Origin of the sequence: Paraliobacillus zengyii (genome assembly GCF_003268595.1) — a bacterium.
GTDB lineage: Bacteria > Bacillota > Bacilli > Bacillales > Amphibacillaceae > Paraliobacillus_A > Paraliobacillus_A zengyii.
Window position 1 is genome coordinate 296812 of record NZ_CP029797.1, and the last position, 22023, is coordinate 318834.

At 36.6% G+C, this 22023-nt stretch carries 20 protein-coding genes; 16 read left to right on the forward strand and 4 right to left on the reverse strand.

What is annotated here, in order from left to right:
* Nucleotides 1–29: 29 nt before the first annotated feature.
* Both DM447_RS01565 and DM447_RS01570 read left to right on the forward strand, forming a co-directional pair.
* Nucleotides 30–302 (forward strand): YrhK family protein, encoded by a 273-nt coding sequence (locus DM447_RS01565; protein ID WP_112179484.1) that lies wholly within the window; start codon nucleotides 30–32, stop codon nucleotides 300–302.
* Between the two features lie 164 nt (nucleotides 303–466).
* A complete protein-coding gene (locus DM447_RS01570; RefSeq protein ID WP_112179486.1) occupies nucleotides 467–1936 on the forward strand; it encodes a Na+/H+ antiporter NhaC family protein in 1470 nt (489 codons plus the stop codon).
* Nucleotides 1937–1996: 60 nt separating this feature from the next.
* Here the strand turns inward: DM447_RS01570 and pepT are convergent, their stop codons facing one another.
* Nucleotides 1997–3229, reverse strand: a complete 1233-nt coding sequence (pepT, locus tag DM447_RS01575) for a peptidase T (protein WP_112179488.1) — start codon at nucleotides 3227–3229, stop codon at nucleotides 1997–1999.
* A 246-nt stretch (nucleotides 3230–3475) separates the two neighbouring features.
* Entirely contained in the window at nucleotides 3476–4390 is a 915-nt protein-coding gene (locus DM447_RS01580) for a MerR family transcriptional regulator (RefSeq protein ID WP_112179490.1), read from the reverse strand.
* Nucleotides 4391–4563: 173 nt separating this feature from the next.
* Between DM447_RS01580 and DM447_RS01585 the strand changes: the two genes are divergently transcribed.
* From DM447_RS01585 to DM447_RS01630, 10 genes are all read left to right on the forward strand, one after another.
* Nucleotides 4564–6096, forward strand: coding sequence for a phytoene desaturase family protein (locus DM447_RS01585; protein WP_112179492.1), 1533 nt, complete (start codon nucleotides 4564–4566; stop codon nucleotides 6094–6096).
* Entirely contained in the window at nucleotides 6096–7550 is a 1455-nt protein-coding gene (locus DM447_RS01590) for a phytoene desaturase family protein (protein ID WP_112179494.1), read from the forward strand. The genes DM447_RS01585 and DM447_RS01590 overlap by 1 nt, the downstream gene beginning before the upstream one ends.
* The gene (locus DM447_RS01595; RefSeq protein ID WP_112179496.1) at nucleotides 7540–8367 is read left to right on the forward strand and encodes a phytoene/squalene synthase family protein; all 828 of its coding nucleotides are present in this window, start codon (nucleotides 7540–7542) and stop codon (nucleotides 8365–8367) included. The genes DM447_RS01590 and DM447_RS01595 overlap by 11 nt, the downstream gene beginning before the upstream one ends.
* 88 nt (nucleotides 8368–8455) lie before the next feature.
* Nucleotides 8456–9118 carry a carotenoid biosynthesis protein gene (locus DM447_RS01600; RefSeq protein WP_162632534.1) on the forward strand — a complete coding sequence of 221 codons (663 nt, stop codon included), beginning with the start codon at nucleotides 8456–8458 and terminating at the stop codon, nucleotides 9116–9118.
* On the forward strand, nucleotides 9096–9845 hold the full coding sequence (locus tag DM447_RS01605) for a lysophospholipid acyltransferase family protein (protein ID WP_112179500.1): 750 nt from the start codon (nucleotides 9096–9098) through the stop codon (nucleotides 9843–9845). The genes DM447_RS01600 and DM447_RS01605 overlap by 23 nt, the downstream gene beginning before the upstream one ends.
* Nucleotides 9827–10936: a glycosyltransferase family 2 protein gene (locus tag DM447_RS01610; RefSeq protein ID WP_112179502.1), complete on the forward strand. Its 1110-nt coding sequence runs from the start codon at nucleotides 9827–9829 to the stop codon at nucleotides 10934–10936. Before DM447_RS01605 ends, DM447_RS01610 begins: the two co-directional genes overlap by 19 nt.
* A complete protein-coding gene (locus tag DM447_RS01615; RefSeq protein WP_112179503.1) occupies nucleotides 10933–12405 on the forward strand; it encodes a phytoene desaturase family protein in 1473 nt (490 codons plus the stop codon). The genes DM447_RS01610 and DM447_RS01615 overlap by 4 nt, the downstream gene beginning before the upstream one ends.
* A gap of 15 nt (nucleotides 12406–12420) precedes the next feature.
* Nucleotides 12421–13449, forward strand: a complete 1029-nt coding sequence (fni, locus tag DM447_RS01620) for a type 2 isopentenyl-diphosphate Delta-isomerase (RefSeq protein WP_112179505.1) — start codon at nucleotides 12421–12423, stop codon at nucleotides 13447–13449.
* An 82-nt stretch (nucleotides 13450–13531) separates the two neighbouring features.
* Nucleotides 13532–14074 carry a hypothetical protein gene (locus DM447_RS01625; protein WP_112179507.1) on the forward strand — a complete coding sequence of 181 codons (543 nt, stop codon included), beginning with the start codon at nucleotides 13532–13534 and terminating at the stop codon, nucleotides 14072–14074.
* A 2-nt stretch (nucleotides 14075–14076) separates the two neighbouring features.
* Nucleotides 14077–15063 (forward strand): NAD(P)/FAD-dependent oxidoreductase, encoded by a 987-nt coding sequence (locus tag DM447_RS01630; protein WP_157967897.1) that lies wholly within the window; start codon nucleotides 14077–14079, stop codon nucleotides 15061–15063.
* A 101-nt stretch (nucleotides 15064–15164) separates the two neighbouring features.
* Here the strand turns inward: DM447_RS01630 and DM447_RS01635 are convergent, their stop codons facing one another.
* A complete protein-coding gene (locus DM447_RS01635) occupies nucleotides 15165–15710 on the reverse strand; it encodes a M15 family metallopeptidase (RefSeq protein WP_112179511.1) in 546 nt (181 codons plus the stop codon).
* Between the two features lie 150 nt (nucleotides 15711–15860).
* Between DM447_RS01635 and ilvD the strand changes: the two genes are divergently transcribed.
* A complete protein-coding gene (ilvD, locus tag DM447_RS01640; protein WP_112179513.1) occupies nucleotides 15861–17543 on the forward strand; it encodes a dihydroxy-acid dehydratase in 1683 nt (560 codons plus the stop codon).
* Nucleotides 17544–17669: 126 nt separating this feature from the next.
* On the opposite strand, the gene DM447_RS01645 is transcribed toward ilvD, so the two are convergent.
* The gene (locus DM447_RS01645) at nucleotides 17670–18782 is read right to left on the reverse strand and encodes an NAD(P)/FAD-dependent oxidoreductase (protein WP_112179515.1); all 1113 of its coding nucleotides are present in this window, start codon (nucleotides 18780–18782) and stop codon (nucleotides 17670–17672) included.
* 241 nt (nucleotides 18783–19023) lie between these two features.
* Here DM447_RS01645 and DM447_RS01650 point away from each other — a divergent pair, with 241 nt between their 5' ends.
* The 3 genes from DM447_RS01650 (at nucleotide 19024) to DM447_RS01660 (ending at nucleotide 21910) form a co-directional block, all read left to right on the forward strand.
* Entirely contained in the window at nucleotides 19024–20031 is a 1008-nt protein-coding gene (locus DM447_RS01650; RefSeq protein ID WP_112179518.1) for an ABC transporter substrate-binding protein, read from the forward strand.
* A 96-nt stretch (nucleotides 20032–20127) separates the two neighbouring features.
* Nucleotides 20128–21114, forward strand: a complete 987-nt coding sequence (locus DM447_RS01655) for an ABC transporter permease (protein ID WP_112179520.1) — start codon at nucleotides 20128–20130, stop codon at nucleotides 21112–21114.
* Nucleotide 21115: 1 nt separating this feature from the next.
* Nucleotides 21116–21910 carry an ABC transporter ATP-binding protein gene (locus DM447_RS01660; RefSeq protein ID WP_112179522.1) on the forward strand — a complete coding sequence of 265 codons (795 nt, stop codon included), beginning with the start codon at nucleotides 21116–21118 and terminating at the stop codon, nucleotides 21908–21910.
* Nucleotides 21911–22023: the final 113 nt, after the last annotated feature.

The window sequence follows — 22023 nt, forward strand, 5'->3', positions numbered from 1 at the left end:
GAATAAGTATAGATGGGGGGTGAATTTTAATGAAAAGTCAGATGCCAACTGATATAGACGTTTTTTTTGGAAAACATGAGATAAAAATTAGTCGTCGATATGAATTCTATTATAATGTAAATGATATTTTAATAGCGTTGTGGTTTATTATTGGAAGTATTCTATTTTTTAAAGAAACTACTAGTTTTGCTGGAACATGGTTCTTTTTAATAGGTAGTGTTCAGTTATTGATTCGACCGGTTATTCGTATTATTAGAAGCGTACACTTAAAGAAATCGAATGAGAAACGTTCAAAACGATAAGTTACTTGTTAGATTTCTTTTCCTATATAATTTAACAAGTAAAATGAAGTATAAAAAATGTCATCAAATTGTTTTTTTATTCTTCAGAAAGTTCGTATGATTATGATAAAATAAGATATCTCATATGAGTGATTAATATATTCCGTGGTCAAAGGAGGAGCATTATGCAACAGGGTAATGAAGAACTAGCACGTGCAACGGGAAATGCTCAAGTCAGAACCTTAAGTTTCCGATTAGGAGCATTTGGAGCAGCTGTTCCCTTACTATTTTTTGTGGTGTGGGCGATTACCACTAGTGTATTAAAATTATCATCAGAAGTGGGTCTTGTAATGGGTGCAGTAATTGGTCTTACACTAGGTTTGTTTTTTAGTAAAAGCAAATGGGCTGATTATGCACAGGGATTATTTGAAGGTTTGACGCAACCAATTGGTGTGGTTGCGATGGTTGCTTGGTTTTACGCCGGCATGTTTGCCCAGGTTTTACAAGTAGGTGGTTTAGTCGAGGGACTTGTCTGGGTTGGGGCAGTAACAGGTTTTACCGGTGGATTATTCGTTGCGTTAACGTTTATTTTGGCAGCAGTATTTTCAACTGCAGTTGGGACAGGTTATGGTACGACTGTTGCATTTTGTACGTTAATGTATCCGGCGGGCGTTGCTACAGGGGCTGACCCGACGATGTTATTTGCAGCAATTTTAGCTGGTGCTGTCTTTGGTGATAATTTAGCGCCAGTTTCTGACACAACAATTGTATCCGCTACTACACAGGATGCTGATGTTCCTGGAGTCGTACGTAGTAGATTTAAGTATGCAATTGCAGCAGCAATTCCAACAGTTATTTTATTTGCCATCTTTGGTGGTGGAGGTAACGCATTAACTAATGAAACGGTGATTGGAGAATCTACAAGTCCAACAGGTTTACTTATGTTAATTCCATTTGCAATTGTATTAATTTTAGCTTTATCTGGTCATCATTTACTTACTTCCTTAACATGGGGGATTCTAGCAGCAATTGTTAGTATTGTTGTTTTCCCAATCGGTTCTTTTGAAGCAATCATATCTTTTAATCCAGATTCAGATGCAATTGTTGAAGGAGCACTAATAAATGGTATTACCGGTTACATGAACATGGCAATATTAATTTTATTAATTGTAGCAGCTGCACATTTAATGAAATTAGGTGGTACGATGGAGGCTATAACAGGAGCGTTAGTTAAGTGGATTAAGAAATCTGTCAGACGAGCTGAACTCTCTATTTGGGCAATTGTGGCGCTTTTGAATAGTGCAATTACAATTAATACGGCTGCAGAGATTGCAGCGGCTCCGTTTGTTAAAGAAATAGGAGAAAAGTATAAGATTCATAGCTATAGACGGGCGAATATGCTTGATGCGATTACATCAGCTTTAGGATATATCTTCCCTTGGGGTGCACCAGTTTTACTCGGTTGGTCTACTATTAATATGATGAAAGAAACGTATGAGTGGCTTCCAGTTGTAGCACCAACTGCAGTCTTTCCGTTTGTTTTTCAGGGTTGGTTCTTAGTGATTGTTATGCTAATAGCGGCATTGACAGGATGGGGCTTGCGCTACCAAGGAAAGAATGGTGAAGAATTAATAGAGCCACCAGAAGATGAATAAAGTATCTTAATGATTAAAATAAAAGCCAACTATGCGTTTAATCGCTAGTTGGCTTTTATTTTATGCTCTTTCTTCAAACAGTGTACTAATTTCTACAATCGTTTTAACTGCCTTCTCCATATTGTTAACTGATATATACTCATATTTACCGTGGAAGTTTTCTCCACCAGTAAATAGATTTGGTGTAGGTAGTCCTTTAAATGAAAGTTGTGATCCATCTGTACCACCACGGATAGGGTGAATTAGTGGCTCGATACCTAAATTCTGCATTGCGTCTGAAGCGGTATCAACTATTTCACGTACCGGTTCAATTTTTTCGCGCATGTTGTAATATTGATCAGACATTTCTAGGGACACAGCTTGGTTTCCGTGCTTCTTCTTAAATTCAGCTACAAGTTTTTCAATCACTGATTTTTTTGCACTAAATTTGGTTCGGTCATGGTCACGAATGATATAGTATAATTTAGCATCTTCTACGTCCCCTTGAAAGGAAAGAAGGTGATAGAAACCCTCATGTTTGTCAGTAAATTCAGGTGCTTCTTGAGCAGGTAGTCTGCTGTTAAAAGCAATAGCAATCTTTGTAGCACTTATTAGTTTATTTTTAGCTGTTCCTGGATGTACGTTGTTTCCTTTAAAAGTGACTTTAGCTGCTGCGGCATTAAAGCTTTCGTATTGTAGTTCGCCAAGAGGACCGCCGTCAACGGTGTAAGCAAAGTCAGCTCCAAATGCTTTTACATCGAATTTATGAGGGCCACGGCCAATTTCTTCATCGGGAGTAAAAGCTACACGAATTTTTCCGTGTTTCACTTCTGGATGTTTGATAAGGTAATCCATTGCTGTCATAATTTCAGCAACACCCGCTTTATTATCTGCGCCAAGTAATGTTGTGCCGTCTGTTGTTATTAATGTATGTCCTTGATATTTTTTAATTTCTGGATAGTCTTTCGTTTTCAATAGGATACCTAAAGATTCATTTAAAATAATATCATTTCCATCATAATTTTCGATAAGCTGAGGCTTAACATTTTTTCCGGTAAAGTCTGTTGCAGTATCAATATGTGCTAGAAATCCAATGGTTTGAACTTCTTTTTCCGTATTAGCAGGCAGTGTAGCCATTACATAACAATTCTCGTCAATCGTTACATCTTGCATACCAATTTCCTTTAGCTCATTAACTAATATGTGAGCTAGTGTCCATTGTCCTTCTGTTGACGGACAAGTATCGTTATTTTCATTTGATTGCGTATCAATTTTGACATATGTAGTAAAGCGATCTATTAGTTTCTTGTTCATTCTCAGTTCATCTCCATTTATTAGAATCCTTTTCATTTTAACACATTTATCCCGGTGTAACCGTCCATAAGACTTCCTCTGCAAAATAGGAAGTGAAACGAAGCAATTTAAGTGGGAGTTAGTGTATGCTAATACCCAGAATGGTTTAATTGATAAAATGGGGGAATAGCATGTCATGGCTAGAAGTGCCGCCTTTCAGAGAGAATATAAATTGAAATTAATAAATCTATTGACTAGCGTAATGAATTAAATTTTCACATTACGTCGTTTTTCTTGTTTGTGGTAATGCGTTGTTTGAAACCATTTTTCCCAATCTTCTAGTTCACCAGTAAGTACATGATTCTGATATTCCTTTGGTAGTTGATTAGCTGCATGTCCACCAATTAAATAGTCTAATTTAACGGGCTGCTTTTCAAGATATTCAATAAAATCTACAACGTAATGGATATGAGAATCCAATGTAACAGAAAAGCAAATCAACCGAACTTGGTTTATCTGAATTAATGACTTAATACTTTCCTTTGTCGTGTTTTCTCCGATATATATAACATCAACGCCTCTTTTTTTGAGAAATAATGAGAATAGTAGTAAGCCTATATTATGAAATTCATTTGGAGGACAGATTGCCAAGGCTTTAACATTTCCTTGTTCACTTTGCGTATCTTCAAAAAAACGCAGAATTTTTCGTTGTATAAAGTGACTAATAAAATGTTCTTGTGCAACACTTAGCTTCCCCGTCTCCCATTGATAACCAACATTATATAAAATAGGAATGAAAATTTGATGAAAGACAGTTTCATAGTCAAAATTTGCAAAGGCTGAATTGACGATTTCTGTAGCTGTGCTTGCATCATATTCAATAAGAGCTTCGTAAATAGTATCTATTAAATTGGAGAAGTTGATGTCCGAAGAAGAGAGTGATGTAAAGCTAGTTTGCGATGCTTGCTTTTCTTTAAAGGCAAGCATCGCTTGTCGGATTGAAATCATTTTATCTTCTTTTTCATCTAGAATCCATTTTAAATCACTTAGGTCTTGCTCGGAGTAAATTCTAGTACCCCCTTCTGTTCGGGTTGGTGTTATTACACCATAGCGATTTTCCCATGCACGTAAAGTGATAGGTGAAACGCCAAGCAATTCAGATATTTTTTTAATGCCATACATGTTTCCCACTCTTTTCTACAAGACAGTTAAATTTGTACTATTAGTATACCATTTTTATATGTAATCCAAAATCTATACAAAAGTTATACAAATATTATATAATTAGAGTAATAGATTTGTCACGGCGTATTCAGCATGAATAACTAGCTTTTTAGTGAAGAGGAGAAGATTGGATGAAGAAGAAAGTTATAGTAGTAGGTGCAGGTCCAGGAGGTTTGGCTGCAGCAATGCGTCTAAGTGCCGAGGGTTATCAAGTAAAGGTATTTGAGAAGCAACCGCATATTGGAGGGCGCACTTCAAAATTACAAGTAGGGGATTACACATTTGATTTAGGTCCGACGTTTTTTATGATGCCACAGATGTTGGAAGAGTTATTTGTGAAATCAGGGCGAAATTTGCATGATTATGTAGATATGCGAGAAATTGATCCACTCTATACACTCAAGTTTGGCGATGTGACATTCTTACCTAGCCAAGATCCTGAAAAAACAAAAGCTGAAATTAAACGGTTATTTCCAGGTGATGAAGAAGGGTATGAAAGATTTCTTCGGTATGAAGGAGAAAAATTTGATCGTGTTATTGCATTGTTAAAGCAGCCGTTCACAAAATGGAGTGATTTCTTTACCAAAGAAATGTGGCGAGCATTACCTAAGTTAAATGCTTTAGATACAGTATATGGACGTCTATCAAAGTATTTTAAAGATGAACGTTTAAAATGGGCCTTTTCTTTTCAATCTAAATATCTTGGGATGTCTGCTTGGGACTGTCCGGGTACATTTACGATTTTATCTTTTTTAGAACACCGTTATGGTTTATTTCATCCTATTGGAGGAGTAAACCAAGTTTGTGCAGCAATGGAGCGTGTAATTATAGAGTTCGGTGGAGAGATATTCACTGAAACAGGTGTCAAGCATGTCTTAGTTGAAGAAGGAAGTGCAACAGGTGTTTTGTTAGAAAATGGTGAAAGTATTTTTGCTGATGATGTCGTAATTAATGCCGATTATGGTTATGCGATGGCGAATTTATTCGACCAAGATAAATTAAAAAAACATACAAATGAAAAGGTAGATAAAAAACGTTTTTCTTTATCCACCTTCATGGTTTATTTAGGTATTGATCAGAAACTTGACTTGCCCCATCATATGGTACTATTTGCCGATGATTACAAACAAAATGTTGATGATATTACGAAGGAAGGCCGAATTTCAGATGATGCATCTATTTATATCCATAATCCGTCCAAACTGGATCCTACGATGGCACCAGAAGGGAAATCTGCGTTATATGTGTTAATGCCTGTTCCTAATTTAGATGCGAATATAGATTGGGAAGAAGAAAAACCGAGGTTACGAGAAAAAATAATCCGTCGCTTAGAGCTTGAGACTGGAATTAGTGACTTTAAAACCCATATCGAGGAGGAAAAAATTGTATCTCCTTTAGAATGGCAAAATGATTATTTCGTATATCGAGGTGCGACTTTTAATTTAGCGCATAATTTAGATCAAATGATGTATTTTAGACCGCATAATAAATTTGAAGATGTTGATCACTGTTTCTTAGTTGGTGGCGGAACTCATCCGGGAAGCGGCTTGCCGACTATTTTTCAGTCAGCAATGATTAGTTCGGATCTATTGAATAAACAATACGAAACGAAAGTAACGAAAAGTATTAAACGAGATATTGCCAAAGCGAAGGAGCAGGTATAATGGAGATCGCTATTGTTGGAGCTGGAATCGGAGGACTTACTGCTGCACTTTTATTAGAGAAACAAGGTCACAAGATAAGCATCTATGAGAAAGAAGATCGACTGGGAGGAAGAGTAGTCTTTCAGTCAAACGGTGAATTTACAATTGACCAGGGACCTACCATCGTACTGTTGCCAGATATGATCCGTGAAATTTTGGGTGAGGCAGGAATTGATCAAGAAGCAATTGAGTTCATTCCTTGTGATCCGCTTTACGATATTCATTATCCAGATGGAACGATTTATCGAAAATGGCGTGATCAAGTAAAACAACTAGAGGAAATTGAAAGATTGTTTCCTGGAGATAAACAGGGTTTTCTTCATTATACGGATGAAATGAAGAAGGTTTATCAGTTTGGTACAGAAGCCTTTTTATCTCGTATCTTTGGACGTAAACGGGATTTTCTATCCTATCAAAATATTAAATTTATTTTGCAGTCGCAATCCTATCAAAGTGTTACCAATTATTTAGCTAAATTCTTTAAAGATATTCGTTTGCGTCATGCATATGCATTACAAACGTTATACATTGGGGGCGCGCCACATCGTGTTCCAGCACTATACGGTTTAATTTCATATAGTGAGCATGCATTTGGTATTTGGTATGTGAAGGGTGGTTATGCAAGTTTAATACCTGTTTTAGAACAAGCTTGTGTAGAGCGGGGGATTGCTGTCCATAAACAAACAGCTGTAGATGAAATTATTGTAGAAAAGGACCGTGCTACAGGGATTAGAATAGACCAAACAATCTTCTCGTATGATGCAATTGTTTATAACGGGGACTATCCAATGATCAAGTCACTTGTTCCAAAAAAACATATAGAAAAGAAGAAGGTTAAACCCTCATCAGGCTGTGTGCTGGTTTATTTAGGGGTTAAGAAAAGATGGAAAAATGCAATTCCGCATCAATTTTTCTTATCAGAGGATTTCGATAGCTATATGAAAAAAGTGACAGAAAAGAGTAAGGTGCCAAATGATGCGTCATGTTATATGTTTAATCCAGTAACACTTGACCAAGACGCTGCACCACCAGGCAAGAGTGTTCTTTATATGCTAATCCCAGTACCTTCTAGTATGGAAGATGATCAAGAGGCTATCGAACATTTAATAGATACTCAAATTAGTAGGGTAGAACGTGCTAGTTTTCCTGGTTTACTAGAAGCAATTGAATGGAAGGATGTTCGTACTCCACGAGATGCTGAAGTAGAAGGATTATTTCAAGGAGGAAGTTTTGGAGTCGCACCGGAGATAAGACAATCAGGAGGGTTCAGATCTCAAATTATCCACCCTACTATTAAAGGTCTATATGCAGTTGGTGCGTCTGTGCACCCAGGTGGCGGTATTCCAATTGTCATGCAAGGTGCTAGATTGCTGAGTCAACACTTTGAGAGAGAGGTGGAGAGAAATGTTAGATGAGAATATAGCGTTAGCATGTAAAGCCATGATGAAAAAAGGTTCATCTAGCTTTTATCACGCTTTTAAATTTTTGCCCAAAAAACAACGAGAGGCTGTATATGTCATTTATTCCTTTTGTAGAATGATTGATGATGCAGTTGATGAGCCTGAAAATTCACCTTATTCATTAGATGAATTAGAACGGCTGTTTGACCATTTAGACACGGCAGAGGGACATTTTATCTGGCCGGCTTTACGTTGGGTAATAAAAGAATATGATTTGCCGAAGGAACCTTACTATATTCAAATTAGTGGTCAACGTTTAGATTATATTCGTACATCTTACCAGACAATGGACCAATTAGAAGACTATTGTTACAGGGTTGCTGGTTCAGTTGGTGAGATGTTAATTCCAGTCCTGCGTAGTGATGCGGATGAAACGTTAATAGAGGCTGGTATTTCTTTAGGTAAAGCCATGCAAATTGTTAATATAATTCGAGATATTGGTGCAGATAAGAAGCTTGGTAGAAGGTATGTACCACTTGAAATTATGGAAAAGTATAAGTATCAAGAACGAGAGTGGGAAAATAAGGTTGTTAATGATGAACTGAGAGAAGTAATCGAAGCATTAACTGATCAAGCAGATGAGTGGTTTAATGAAGGTATGCGTTATATAGATGCATATCCTCCTAAAAGCGCGTTATCGATGAAGCTTGCAGCTGGATATTATCGTGAAATCATACGGGTTGTTCGAGATAATAATTATCATGTTTTTACGGAGAGGGCCATTGTTACGAGTAAACGAAAAAGTCAATTGTTATTACAATTGACGAAATAGAGAGTGGGTTACTGTTATCGGAGGAGAGAAAAGATTCTTATTATATCCAACTTTTTTAATATGGTATACCATTGGCCTTATTCTACAATTGTTCTGGTATGTACCTACTAGTCTAGCATTCTCTAAAGCGCTTTTTCTTGTGTTTTATGCACTATGTTTAATTGAAATTTTTGGGCGAATATTTAATAGTTGGAAAATATTCTATGTAGGTGTCGGAGTCATCGCCCTGATAACTTTTGGTATTGAAGCAATTAGCGTTGCAACTGGTTATCCATTTGGTTCATATAATTATACTAATACGCTAGGCCATCTCATAGCGGGTGTCCCGTTTACGATAGCAATTGCTTGGGTGGGTGTCATTTTAAATAGTATGCTATTATCAAATCAAAAGTCGAAAACGAAGCGTGCAGTGGAAACTGGGGTTTGGGTAGTCGTACTTGACCTTATTTTAGATCCAGTCGCAGAAAAGTTAATTTTTTGGGAGTGGCATGGTACCGGAGCCTATTTCGGTATTCCACTATCAAACTTTATTACATGGTTTATTCTTTCAGCATTACTAACATATATTTTCCCATTATATAAGATTAACAAATCGATACATCGAAAAGGCGCACTTGTTTTTCAGTTAATGCTTTTCTTCTTTGGGATGCTTGGTTTTAAAACAGGCTTAGTAGCAATTGGGTGTTTGAGTATGCTGTTCATAATTCTGGTAGAAAGTAGGTACCGATATGATTACCGCGAAAAAAAGTAAATGTTTTTCGCAATTATTTTATTTTTATTTAAATAACTATTTATTAAAACGACACTTTCAATCTATTGTGGTCGAAGGCGAAGTGGATCCACTGCATAAGGGACCTGTTATTTATATAGCAAATCATAGCTCTTGGTGGGATGGATTATTGCTCTTTTACATGACACATCAGCAATCTAAACGTCACCATTATATTATGATGGACGAAGTTGGTTTGAATAAATATCCGTTCTTTCGCAAAATAGGTGCATTTTCTATTAACCGTGATCAACCAAAAGAAGTGGTTAAGTCTTTACGGTATAGTGAACAACTAATTAAACAAGGAAATTCGTTATGGCTTTTTCCACAAGGAGAAATTCAAAATCAGGAAATACGACCACTTCAATTTAAAACAGGTATTGGTTATCTATTAGAGCGCTTTGAACAAGTGACTATTAAGCCTGTAACTTTTTATTATGCTTTCGGAGAAGCGCAAAAACCAATTGTTTCTATTCGAATTGGCGATCCGTTTTTAGTAGAGGGTACGAGTAAAAGTCGAAAACGCTGGACCTCTTATACGCAAAGACTTATAGAAAAACAGGCAGATGCACAGAGGAAAGAAGTTATTACAAATCTTCATTTTGATCATTTGCCAAGACAGTATCAATTGATGAAGCAGAGTAAGTCGACAAGCGACCGTTTTGATAACTGGAAAGAAGGGGTGCGTAAGTGGACACCATTCTCCTAATCGTTATAGCTATTTTATCTTATCAATTGTTGTTCGTGTTGTGGAATCTTGCAACGTTTCCTTCTCTGAAAAAATCCGTTAAAGAAAGATATGAATCACCACGTCTTTCTGTATTGATTCCAGCGCGCAATGAAGAAAGAAATATCAAGGATTGCTTGAATTCTGTATTGAAACAAACGCATTTACCTGATGAAATACTTGTATTAAATGATCATTCTACAGATCAAACAGAAGCTATTTTAGAACAAATTGTGATAAAACAATCCCGTGTCAAGATAGTAGAAGGTGTTGCGTTACCGATTGGATGGATGGGTAAATCTTTTGCTTGTCAACAATTAGCTGATCATGCAAAAGGAGACTGGTTAGTGTTTCTTGATGCGGATGCTCGATTAGAAAAGGATGCATTAGAGAAATTACTCCCTTTGGTAGATAAGCAACAAACTGGAATAATTTCCGGTTTTCCTAGACAAATTTTAGGTACATGGATGGAAAAACTAGTTGTTACAATGATGCAGTTTGTGATCATTTGTCATCTTCCGATACGATATGTGCAAAAGGCAAAAAGTTCTCTATTTGCTGCAGCGCACGGCGCATTTATTTTAGTCAATAAAGAAAGTTATCAAAAAGTTGGCGGACATGAAGCGATTAAAAGTAGTTTGTTAGATGATATGCAATTAATGAAACGATTTAAATTGTGTGGTTATCCTGCAACTTTAGTGAAGATTGATCAAGTGGTCAATATGCGTATGTATAGGAATGCGAAAGAAGTTTGGCAGGGTTATCAAAAAAACTTATTTGCCGGACTAAACCGAAATGTTTTTTTATTTGTCATTATTTTTAGTTATTACACTTTTTTATACCTATTACCGTGGGTAACCTTGTTATTTGGAGGAAGTTTTATATATGTTTGTGTGGCTTATGGGTTAGCTGTAATAACAAAGATAGTAATCGATTTATCCAATCAAGCATTGACCTTGGCTAGTTTCTTGCTCCCAGTTAGTGTAATACTGATGTTAGCGATTGCGACAGATTCTCTACGAATAAGTTACTTAAGAAGAGGATATGTCTGGAAGGGAAGGCGTTATCTGTGAAAAGAGTAGTAGTTATTGGAGCGGGTCTAGGTGGCTTAGCTAGTGCAATTCGATTGGCTTATCATGGATTTTCAGTTACAGTATTAGAAAAAGAAGCGTCTGTCGGTGGGAAATTGCAACAGGTAGATACAGGCGAATACCAATTTGATTTGGGTCCAAGTACAATTACCATGCAACATGTGTTTGAAGAGGTTTTTACAGCATGCGATAGGCGGATAGAAGATTATGTGACATTTTACCCCATTAAAGCAGGAACGCGGAATTTTTTTGCTGATGGTAGCATCGTTGATTTTAGTACAGATGTGGATCATGTAGAAGAACAAATTGCAAGATTCAGTCCACATGATGCAGCAAATTATCGACGCTTTTTACAAGAGAGCTCGAAGTTTTATCGGATTGCTGAGCGGCAATTTTTTAGTCAACTTATGTACAGTTGGAAAGTAAAGTTATCTTCTTCCTTGCTTGTAGATTTTATGAAAATAAAACCATTTACTACATATCAAAAATTTCTTCGACAATTTTTTGAACATCCAAATACATTAGCGATGTTCGGTCGATATGCGACTTATGTTGGTTCTTCCCCATATCAAGCGCCAGCTATTTTTGGAATGATGGCGCACTTAGAAGGAAATCAGGGTATATATGGAATTAAGGGTGGGACATATGAAATTGTGTCAGCTTTTGAGAGACTTGCATTAGAGTTAGGTGTTACAATTAGAAAGAACACAACGGTGAAGAAAATATTGCTAGACAAGAAAAGAGCAGTAGGTGTACAAACGGACTCAGAAGACTTTTTTGCGGATGAGGTTATTGCAAATGTTGATGCATTAACCGTCTATCAGAATTGGTTAAAAGAGCACCCTATGCATAAAAAGATTGTAAAAAAAGAACCTTCTTTATCTGGGTTTACGATGCTCTTAGGCATTGATCAACAGCACAAACAATTGCGACACCATAATGTTTTCTTTCCGAAAGTGTATAAAGATGAATTTGAGTCAATCTTTACGAAGAAGAAAATGGCAGATGATGCAGCAATTTATATTTGTAATTCAAGTTACTCTGAGCCGGTACGATCAAAAGAAGGTGGTAGTAATTTATTTATTCTTGTAAATGCACCAAGCTTATCGGAAGTGGAGTCTTGGAGACTTGATGAGAAATATAAAGTGCGAGAACGTATTTTGGAACAGTTAGAAGCTTATGGATTAAGCCATATTGGTAATTCCATTAAGTATGAAGAAATCATGACGCCAGCTGATATTCAGGCGCGAACAGGAGCGTATCAAGGTACGATTTACGGGATGTCTTCAAACCGGTTTAATCAAGCATTCTTTAGAGTTCCAAACAAAGATATGTCTATCGAACATCTATATTTTGTCGGAGGTTCAACTCATCCTGGTGGTGGCACGCCAATGGTAACGATCTCAGGTTCTTTAGTAGCGGAAGATATAATAAGTCATTCAAAAACATAAAGGAGTTAATTTAAGATGACAGATTCAATTAATAAACGAAAAGCAGAACATATAAAACTTTGTCTTACCGATCAAGTAACAGGAAATAATATTAAAACAGGGATGGAATCTGTTCGATTAGTACATAATGCATTGCCAGAAATCGATTTTGAGAAGGTTTCTCTTGCGACTTCTTTCTTAGGATATGAACGTAGTGCGCCATTTTTAATAAGCTCAATGACTGGTGGAGCTGAAATGGCAGAAACAATAAACCGTAATTTAGCTATTGCTGCAGAAGAAAAAGGCTGGACATTTGCGTTGGGTTCAACCCGTGCACTTGTTGAAAATAAAGAATATCGTCCTTCTTTCCAAATTAGAAAATATGCTCCGACAGTTCCAATCATAGCTAACTTAGGCGCTGTTCAGTTAAATTATGGATTTGGTGTAGATAAGTGCCGACAAATTATTGATATTACCGAGGCAAATGCGCTTGTATTGCATTTGAATGCAATTCAAGAAGTTATTCAGACTGGTGGGGATACTAACTTCTCGTCATTGTTAGGTAAAATTGAACAACTTTGTAAAGAACTCGATGTACCGGTTGGTATTAAAGAGGTTGGCTGGGGTATTGATGGTGCAACAGCAAAGAAACTACGAGATGTGGGAATAGCGTTTATTGATGTCGCAGGGGCAGGCGGAACATCTTGGAGTCAAGTTGAGAAATTAAGATCTAAAGATAAAGTTAAAAAGGAAGCAGCAGAAGCTTTTGTAGATTGGGGAATTCCTACAGTTGAAAGTATTGTTTCTGTTCGTGAACATGTGAAGGATATTCCTATTATTGCTAGTGGTGGCATGAAGACTGGTTTAGATGCTGCTAAAGCAATTGCAATTGGCTCTGATATGGTTGGTTTTGCACGTTCGATTTTACGTGAAGCAACAGAATCAGTGGAGCAATTAATTGAATTGATGGAGACGCGAGAACTTGAGTTACAAATGGCAATGTTCGCACTAGGTGTAAGCTCAATTGATGAATTGAAAACAACTGATCGTGTCATTATCGGATAATAATTAAGAGTTCATGGACGAAACTTAAATTTCATTTTAAAAAGTGTCATTAAGTTTGGTCCTATAGAAAGGAGTCCTTCCTATGCGAACAGCTTTTCACAAAATATTTTGGGGATTTCTTTTGGCAGTAATCGAAATTCATATTTATGTAATTGATATCTTACCAGAACCTGTCGGCTATTTTTTGATTGCTGGAGGACTTATTTGGTTTAAAGAGACATATAAAGAGGCGAAATATGCACATCAGCTTGCAATGATACTGGTAGTTATTTCGATTCCATCTGTTTTCATTCAACAACAACCAATTGATCAAATAACAACGTTTGGATCAATATGGGGAGCATATGGTTTATTAATTCAAATTGTCAATCTTATTCTTGTTTATTTTGTTTTCCGTTTATTGGTAGCAATTGCTATTCAAAAGAGTGCCAATGAATTAGCTCGCGGTACAACAATTTTATTTAAAGTCTACATGGTGGTTATGTTACTTGCATTTATATTGCCGTTATTCTCAGTGAATTCACAATTTATAGTTTCAATAGCTGCATATGCGGTGTTAGGTGGGTTAGTAGTAGAAGTGGTGTTTTTAATATGGTTACGTAAATTTGCTAATCTGGAGGAATGATAATGGAACGATTCGATGTTACCATTATTGGGGGTGGTACTACTGGTATGTATGCAACCTTTTATAGTGGTTTACGTGAGTTGAAAACAAAACTAGTAGAAGCAAGTTCTGGCTTTGGTGGAAAAGTAGCTCTATTTTATCCAGATAAATATATCTATGATATTGGTGGGATCCCAGGAGTTTCAGGTGATGAAATCGTTGAACAAACGCTAAAACAAGCCGATACATATAAACCAACTATTATACAAAACGAGTGGATTGAGCATGTCGTAAAACAATCAGATGGAACTTTTCTTTTAATAGGAACAAGCGGTAAGAAACATCTATCGAAAACAATTATATTAGCGACGGGTAATGGTAGATTTACGAATGTTGCGCCAGCACTTCTAGATCCGATAAAGGATCAAAATGTTACGGCATTGGTCAAGGAATTGGAACAATACAAGGATAAAAACGTTGCAATATTTTCGAATAATAAAACAGGTATTGATTGGGCGCTTGAATTAAGTGATGTAGCCAAACAGGTTTATTTATTCAATGACAAAGTGAATTTTCAAAAAGCAAAGCAATCGGATATTGCGCATTTAGAAAACTCAAATGTAAGAGTGTCTACAGAGGTAACGATAGAAGAGGTTGTCCGTGAGCAAAGCATCGTAAAAGAATTGATAGTCAGTGACAAGGATAGCGTTCGAAAACACATAACAATTGATGCAATCCTGTTGAATAATGGTTTGAATTTACAGGCTGTACCTTTTGAAAAGTGGGGATTAGAAACAGATAAAGGGAGAATTGTCGCTGATACTAGAATGGCAACAAATGTGGAAGGGGTTTTTGTTTCTGGTGATGCAGCATCTTATCCAGGTAAAACAATGCTAATTGCATCAGGCTATACAGAAGCAATGACCGCAGTTAACAGTGCTAAAAAATATCTTGATCCTAAATCAAGTGAGCAAGTATATAGTACGGTGATTTATCGGGATAAGAAATAATTGTGATTACTAAACTATATATATTGAATAAACGAAAAAGTACTATTACGGATTAAACCATAATAGTACTTCCTTTATAACGGAGTAGTAATCGTATTAATCTACTCAACATCCGGCCTTTTCCCTTTTTGCAGATCTCTTATGCTTAGGCCAAAATCCATTTGTAGATGTGGATTATCCTGAAAATTAGCCCAATCGCCGCCCCAAGAAAAACCAAGCTCTTTAGCGATTGCTACCACTTCTGACCAATCAGACTGGCCATTCTCATTACCATCATATTCTAAGTCCCAAATAATATCACCGTTTGTTAATTCAAGTGCAAAATCAATTGCTAAACCATAATTGTGATATGACTGACCACCTTCTGCATTTGTAACAATCGATCCGTCGTCTGTTCGCCCTTGTGCATATAAGTTGTCCTGTTCATCTTGAGAACGAAATCCTGCTGTTATAACAATTGTAATTCCCTTTTCAGCCGCTTGCTCGATCAATCTGTTTTTCTTCTCCTCTACAATAGGATGTAATGCAGTAGGCATTGGTTGATTAGCCAGTTCTTTTTTTTGTTCCATATAATAATAAACGGATAATCCGATTAAAAATAATACTAGTAATAATGTAGCTTGCTTAATTAAACGTTCAAGTTTCATTTTATCCCCCAAAAATAACAATATATCTGGAGTATACCATATGAAAGTAGTTCATTAATTAGACAAAAATATTTTCTGAAAATAACAAAAATATTGAAATGCAAATCAAAAGCCTTTATAGTATATAGAAAGGGAATTGGAGGTAGAGCAATGTCTAAAGATTTACGTATTAAAAGTAATGTATTTGATGATCCAAAACGTGCACCAAATAGAGCAATGTTACGAGCTGTAGGTGTTACAGATGAAGATTTCAAAAAGCCTATGATTGGTATTGCAAGCACATGGAGTGAGGTTACACCTTGTAATATCCATTTACATGATTTGGCTATGAAAGCTAAAAAGGGTGCGAGAAAAGCAGGGGGCGTTCCACTTATCTTTAATACCATAACGGTATCAGATGGTATTTCAATGGGTACAGGTGGCATGCTTTATTCGTTACCAAGTCGAGATGTTATCGCGGATTCAATTGAAACGGTTGTTGGGGCCGAAAATTTAGATGCTTATGTCGCAATTGGCGGCTGTGATAAAAATATTCCAGGCTGTATGATTGCAATTTCCCGTTCTGATGTTCCAGCAGTATTTGTTTATGGTGGTACAATTGCTCCAGGATACCGAAACGGAGAAAAGCTTGATGTTGTTTCTGTATTTGAAGGTGTAGGTAAGCATAACAACGGCGATATCTCGGATGAGGAATTACATGGGATTGAATGTAATGCGTGTCCTGGTGCAGGATCTTGTGGTGGTATGTATACGGCAAACACAATGGCTGCTGCTGTTGAAGCACTTGGAATGAGTTTACCGGGAAGCTCTTCGAATCCTGCTGAATCAAGAGACAAGCATAAAGATACGGAGCAAGCTGGAGAAGCGGTATACAAATTATTAGAACTAGGTATTTATCCAAAAGATATAATGACAAAAGAAGCATTTGAAAATGCAATTACTGTTGTTATGGCACTTGGTGGCTCTACTAATGCGGTCTTGCACTTATTAGCAATGGCACACGCAACAGAAATTGATTTATCTATGGATGACTTTGATCGCATTCAGCAAAAAGTTCCACATCTAGCAGACTTAAAGCCAAGTGGTAAATATGTTATGGAAGATTTGTATAAAGTTGGCGGTGTACAAGCTGTTATGAAGATGCTTTATAATAATGGTTATTTACATGGTGACTGTTTAACGGTAACTGGCAAGACGCTTGCAGAGAACCTTGCTGAAGCACCAGATTTAGCTGAAGGACAGAAAGTTATTTTACCAATTGAAAAGCCTTATCGCACAACAGGACCACTTGTTATCTTAAAAGGGAATTTGGCTCCTAGTGGCGCTATTGCTAAAGTTTCTGGTGTTAAAGTTAAACGACATACAGGACCTGCTCGTGTGTTTGATAATGAAGCAGAAGCGACAGAAGCTGTTATGCATAACATTATTAATGATGGTGATGTACTTGTTATTCGTAATGTGGGACCTAAAGGTGGACCAGGAATGCCAGAAATGTTATCTATTTCTGCAATTTTAGTTGGTAAAGGAATGGGTGAAAAAGTCGCATTGTTAACGGATGGTCGCTTTTCTGGTGGAACACATGGTCTAGTAGTTGGACACATTGCACCTGAAGCACAATCTGGAGGACCAATTGCCTTTCTACAAGAGGGTGATCTTGTAACAATTGATTCCGATTTAAAAGAAATCTTTATGGATGTCGAAGAAAGTGAGATTGAAAAACGAAAACAAGCATGGACTGCACCACCGCTTTATAAGAAAGGTGTACTCGGTAAGTATGCACATAATGTTTCCTGCTCTTCAAAAGGTGCAGTGACAGATGATTTTCAAGATTAAAAAAATACCCTCAATGCATGATTGCCTTGAGGGTATTCTTTTTTTTAGACATAAAGTGAATGGAATACAAGCGATGTAACAGACACCTTTCAAATCATAGAATAATGTCGTGTACACTATAGGTTATTACTTAATTGCACCGCTAACAGGATAATCATCTATATTAATTTCCATTTCTTCGCCTAAAACTAACTTAGCTAATTGCTGGCCTAGAAAAGGTCCGGTTGTTAACCCAGAAGAACCAAGCCCATTCGCAATATAAATATTTTCAAAATTAGGTAACGAACCAACAACAGGTAGATAACCAGGTGTGCTTGGTCTAAAACCAACCCGTGTTTCTAAGACTGAACTTTGTGCTAGACCAGGTGCGATACGAAGTGCCTTGTCGATGATTTCTTGCATACCGATTGGGGTGATATCGTTATTAAAACCAAGTCCATTTTCATGTGTTGCGCCCGCAATAACGCGTTGATCATCATAAGCTACTAAATAATGATCACTTGGTGGCATAACAACAGGCCAGTTACTTGTATTTGCTTCGGGTAAATGTAAATGCATAATTTGCGCTTTTTGAGACTCGACTAAAAATTCAATATCAAGTGGACGGAGCATTTCATTTGTCCAAACACCTGCAGTGATAATAATTTTATCTGCACAAAATGCTTTTTCTTTTACTCCTACTGTTACCTCATTATTATTTACGTTTAGATGAGCTTCTTCTGCAATGAATTTCGCACCATGTCTAATGGCGGCGTTCAGAAGTGCGTCTCGCATTTTCTGTCCATTAACACGAGCTGCACCACTTACATGAATGGAACCAAATTCCTTGGCTAACGGAGGGAACAAAGCTTTTGTTTCTTCGGGAGATAGTTTTTTGACTTCACCAATTTCTGGAGCATCAACACGCCTTGCTAATGCACGTTCTAAAATTGCCTCTAGTTTATCAGGTTCTTGACGAATGCATATCGCTCCAACTTTTTTATAACCTGTGTCGGTTTCGCCGTCATCTTGTAATTTATTAAGAAGTTTAGGATAATAACGAGCACCACCTTTTGCCAATGCATACCATGCCTTATTTCTGCGTTGTGAAAGCCAAGGGCAAACGATTCCTGCAGCAGCTTCAGTTGCTTGACCAAGATGTTTTTTATCAATAATGGTTACATTTTCTCCGTGCTTTGCTAAATGATAGGCAGTAGACGCACCCAAAATTCCAGCACCTATTACAATATATGTTGACAATATAGCCTACTCCTTTTTAAACAGTATTATTATGTCATTATTTTGCTAGATATAAATAAAAATAGCAAGTAAACCAATCAATCAAATTTTACAATATTCATAATTAAAATCATAATTCTAGAAGCGGTAGATAACTTTCTGAATAAACATGTATTCTCATCTATAATTATGTGATATAATAATCCGCATAAATTCAGAAAATTGAAATCAGTACAGATAGATTAATAAGGGGGCATAATACATGCATAAAAAGTTTTGGATTAGTTTAGTAGCAATTATAAGTATTATAGTTTTAGCGGCATGTGGTAATAACGATAGCGAAGATACAGATTCTGGTTCTGATGATGGCTCGGAAACATATACAATTGGAGCATCACAATTTGTCGAGCACCCCTCTTTAGATGCTGCATATGAAGGGTTTAAAGAAGCGATTGCAGATGCAGGATTAGATGTAGAGTATGACTTACAAAGCGCACAAGCAGATCAAAATAACACAAGCACAATTGCTCAAGGATTTGTTGCAGATAATGTGGATCTGATTTTTGCTAATGCTACGCCAAGTGCACAAGCGGCATTACAAGCAACTAAAGATATTCCGATCCTGTTTACTTCAGTGACAGATGCAGTTGAAGCTGGTTTGGTAGAAAGTATGGATCAACCAGGTGAAAATATTACTGGTGTTATGGATTTACATCCTGATGCAATTAGCAATACGATAGAATTTATTGCTACCTATTTTGAAGGATCAACAGTAGGTGTTGTGTATAACGCTGGAGAGCAAAACTCCGTGTCTCAAATTGATGCGGTTAAAGAAGCAATCGATGGAACGAGTCTTAGTTTAACAGAAAGAACTGTTTCTACTTCAGCTGAAGTACAACAGGCAGCTACTTCATTAGTAGGGGATGCAGATGTTATATATATTGTGACAGACAATACAGTTGTAAGTGCGTTAGAAGCGGTTGTTGGAGTGGCAAATGAACAAGATATTCCGTTAATTGTTGGTGAACCAGATTCGCTGGAACGTGGTGGATTTGCAACATATGGAATCGATTACCACACAATTGGATACCGAACAGGTGAGATGGCAGTAGACATTTTAACTGGTGAGCAAACAACTGCAGATATACCAGTAGAGTATCCGTCTAGCATGCAATTATTTATTAATAAAGGTGCTGCAGAGGAACAGGGTATTGAGTGGAATGATGATTGGGATGTAGATGCGGAATTTAAAGAGACTGTAGAAGAATAAAAGGTTGTTAATAGAGAATATAAAAGATAAACCGACTCTTATCCTATTTTGTTTACTAGTCGGTTTTCTTTTTTAGTTAGATAGGAGCGTATTAAGATGTTAATATCAATGTTTGGAGCGGTTGAATCAGGCGTTATTTATGCGATAATGGCTTTAGGTGTCTATTTATCATTTCGTATATTAGATTTCCCAGATTTAACAGTGGATGGTAGTTTCGTAACAGGTGCAGCAATTGCAGCAATTTCAATTGTAAATGGTGTACCAACAATTATAGCAACGCTTCTAGCAGTGTTAGCGGGTTTTATTGCTGGTAGTATTACAGGAATATTAAATACTAAAGGTAAAATCAATCCGCTTTTATCAGGTATCTTGATGATGATTGCATTATACTCGATTAATCTGCGTATCATGGGGCGACCTAATTTGCCACTATTAAATGAGCCAACTATATTTAAACAATTACAAGAATTATGGGCATCAACAGGAATTGATCAAGCTTTAAATGCTTTTCTTACTTCAATAGGAGCAGAACGACTACCAACCACTTGGTCAATCGTTATTATTATGGTTGTGGTTACAGCAATTATTAAACTTATAACAGATTATTTTTTAAAAACCGAAATTGGCTTAGCATTACGTGCTACCGGTGATAATGAAAAGATGATTCGCAGTTTTTCAGCAAATACAGATAACTTAACAATTGTAGGACTAGGAATTTCTAATGCATTAGTCGCTCTTTCTGGTGCATTGATTGCGCAATATCAGGGATTTGCTGACGCTGGTATGGGAATTGGTATGATTGTTATCGGTTTAGCCTCTGTCATTATTGGTGAAGCTTTATTTGGGACAAAAACAATCATGCGTACGACATTAGCTGTTATTGGTGGAGCAATTGTATATCGCATTGTTGTAACTTTTGCTCTCCGTTTAGATTTCTTAGACACTGGGGATATGAAGTTAATTACGTCACTTATGGTGATTATAGCATTAGTCGTTCCGAAGATAATTGATAGACAAAAAGAAGCTAATCGAAAGAAAAGAAAAAGGCAAGAATTACAGGCGCGTTTGAAAGGAGAGGTATAATATGTTAGATATAAAAGATATCTCATTAACCTTCAATGAGGCCACTCCAGATGAAAAAAAGGCATTGCAAGGTGTGAACTTAACATTAGAAAAAGGCGATTTCATTACAGTTATTGGTAGTAATGGAGCAGGGAAATCCACTTTAATGAATGTGATATCAGGAAGTTTGATACCAGATGTTGGGGACGTAAAGATTGATCAACATAATGTGACGATACTACCTGAATTTAAACGATCTCAATACATTGGACGTGTTTTTCAAGATCCAATGGCTGGAACGGCACCGGATATGACGATAGAGGAAAATTTAGCAATGGCTTATGCACGAAACAAAAAAAGAAAATTAAAACCAGGTGTATCCAAAAAACGTAAAGTGTTATTTCGTGAGTATTTAGAAACATTAAATATTGGTCTAGAAGATCGTCTAAATGCGAAAGTAGGTTTGTTGTCAGGTGGAGAAAGACAAGCGCTTTCCTTACTTATGGCAACTTTCACTGAGCCTAACATCTTACTATTAGATGAACATACGGCGGCGTTGGATCCTTCACGTGCGGAATTAATAACGAATTTAACACATGATGTTGTTGAAAAGTTTCATTTAACGACGTTAATGGTAACACATAATATGCAACAAGCATTAGATCTTGGTAATCGATTAATAATGATGGATAAAGGTCAGATTATTTTTGATGTAGCAGGAGAAGAAAAACAAAATTTAACAATTGAAAAACTATTACATGAATTTAAACGTATTCGTGGAACGCAGATGGACAATGATCGGGCCATATTAGGATAGGAAAGAACAAGGAAGTGCGCTAGTTTAAGCTAGTGCACTTTTTAAATTGTACTAATCCTTGAAAACAGAACTAAAAGTGTTATAATTATAAAACACAAATGAAGTCTGACTTT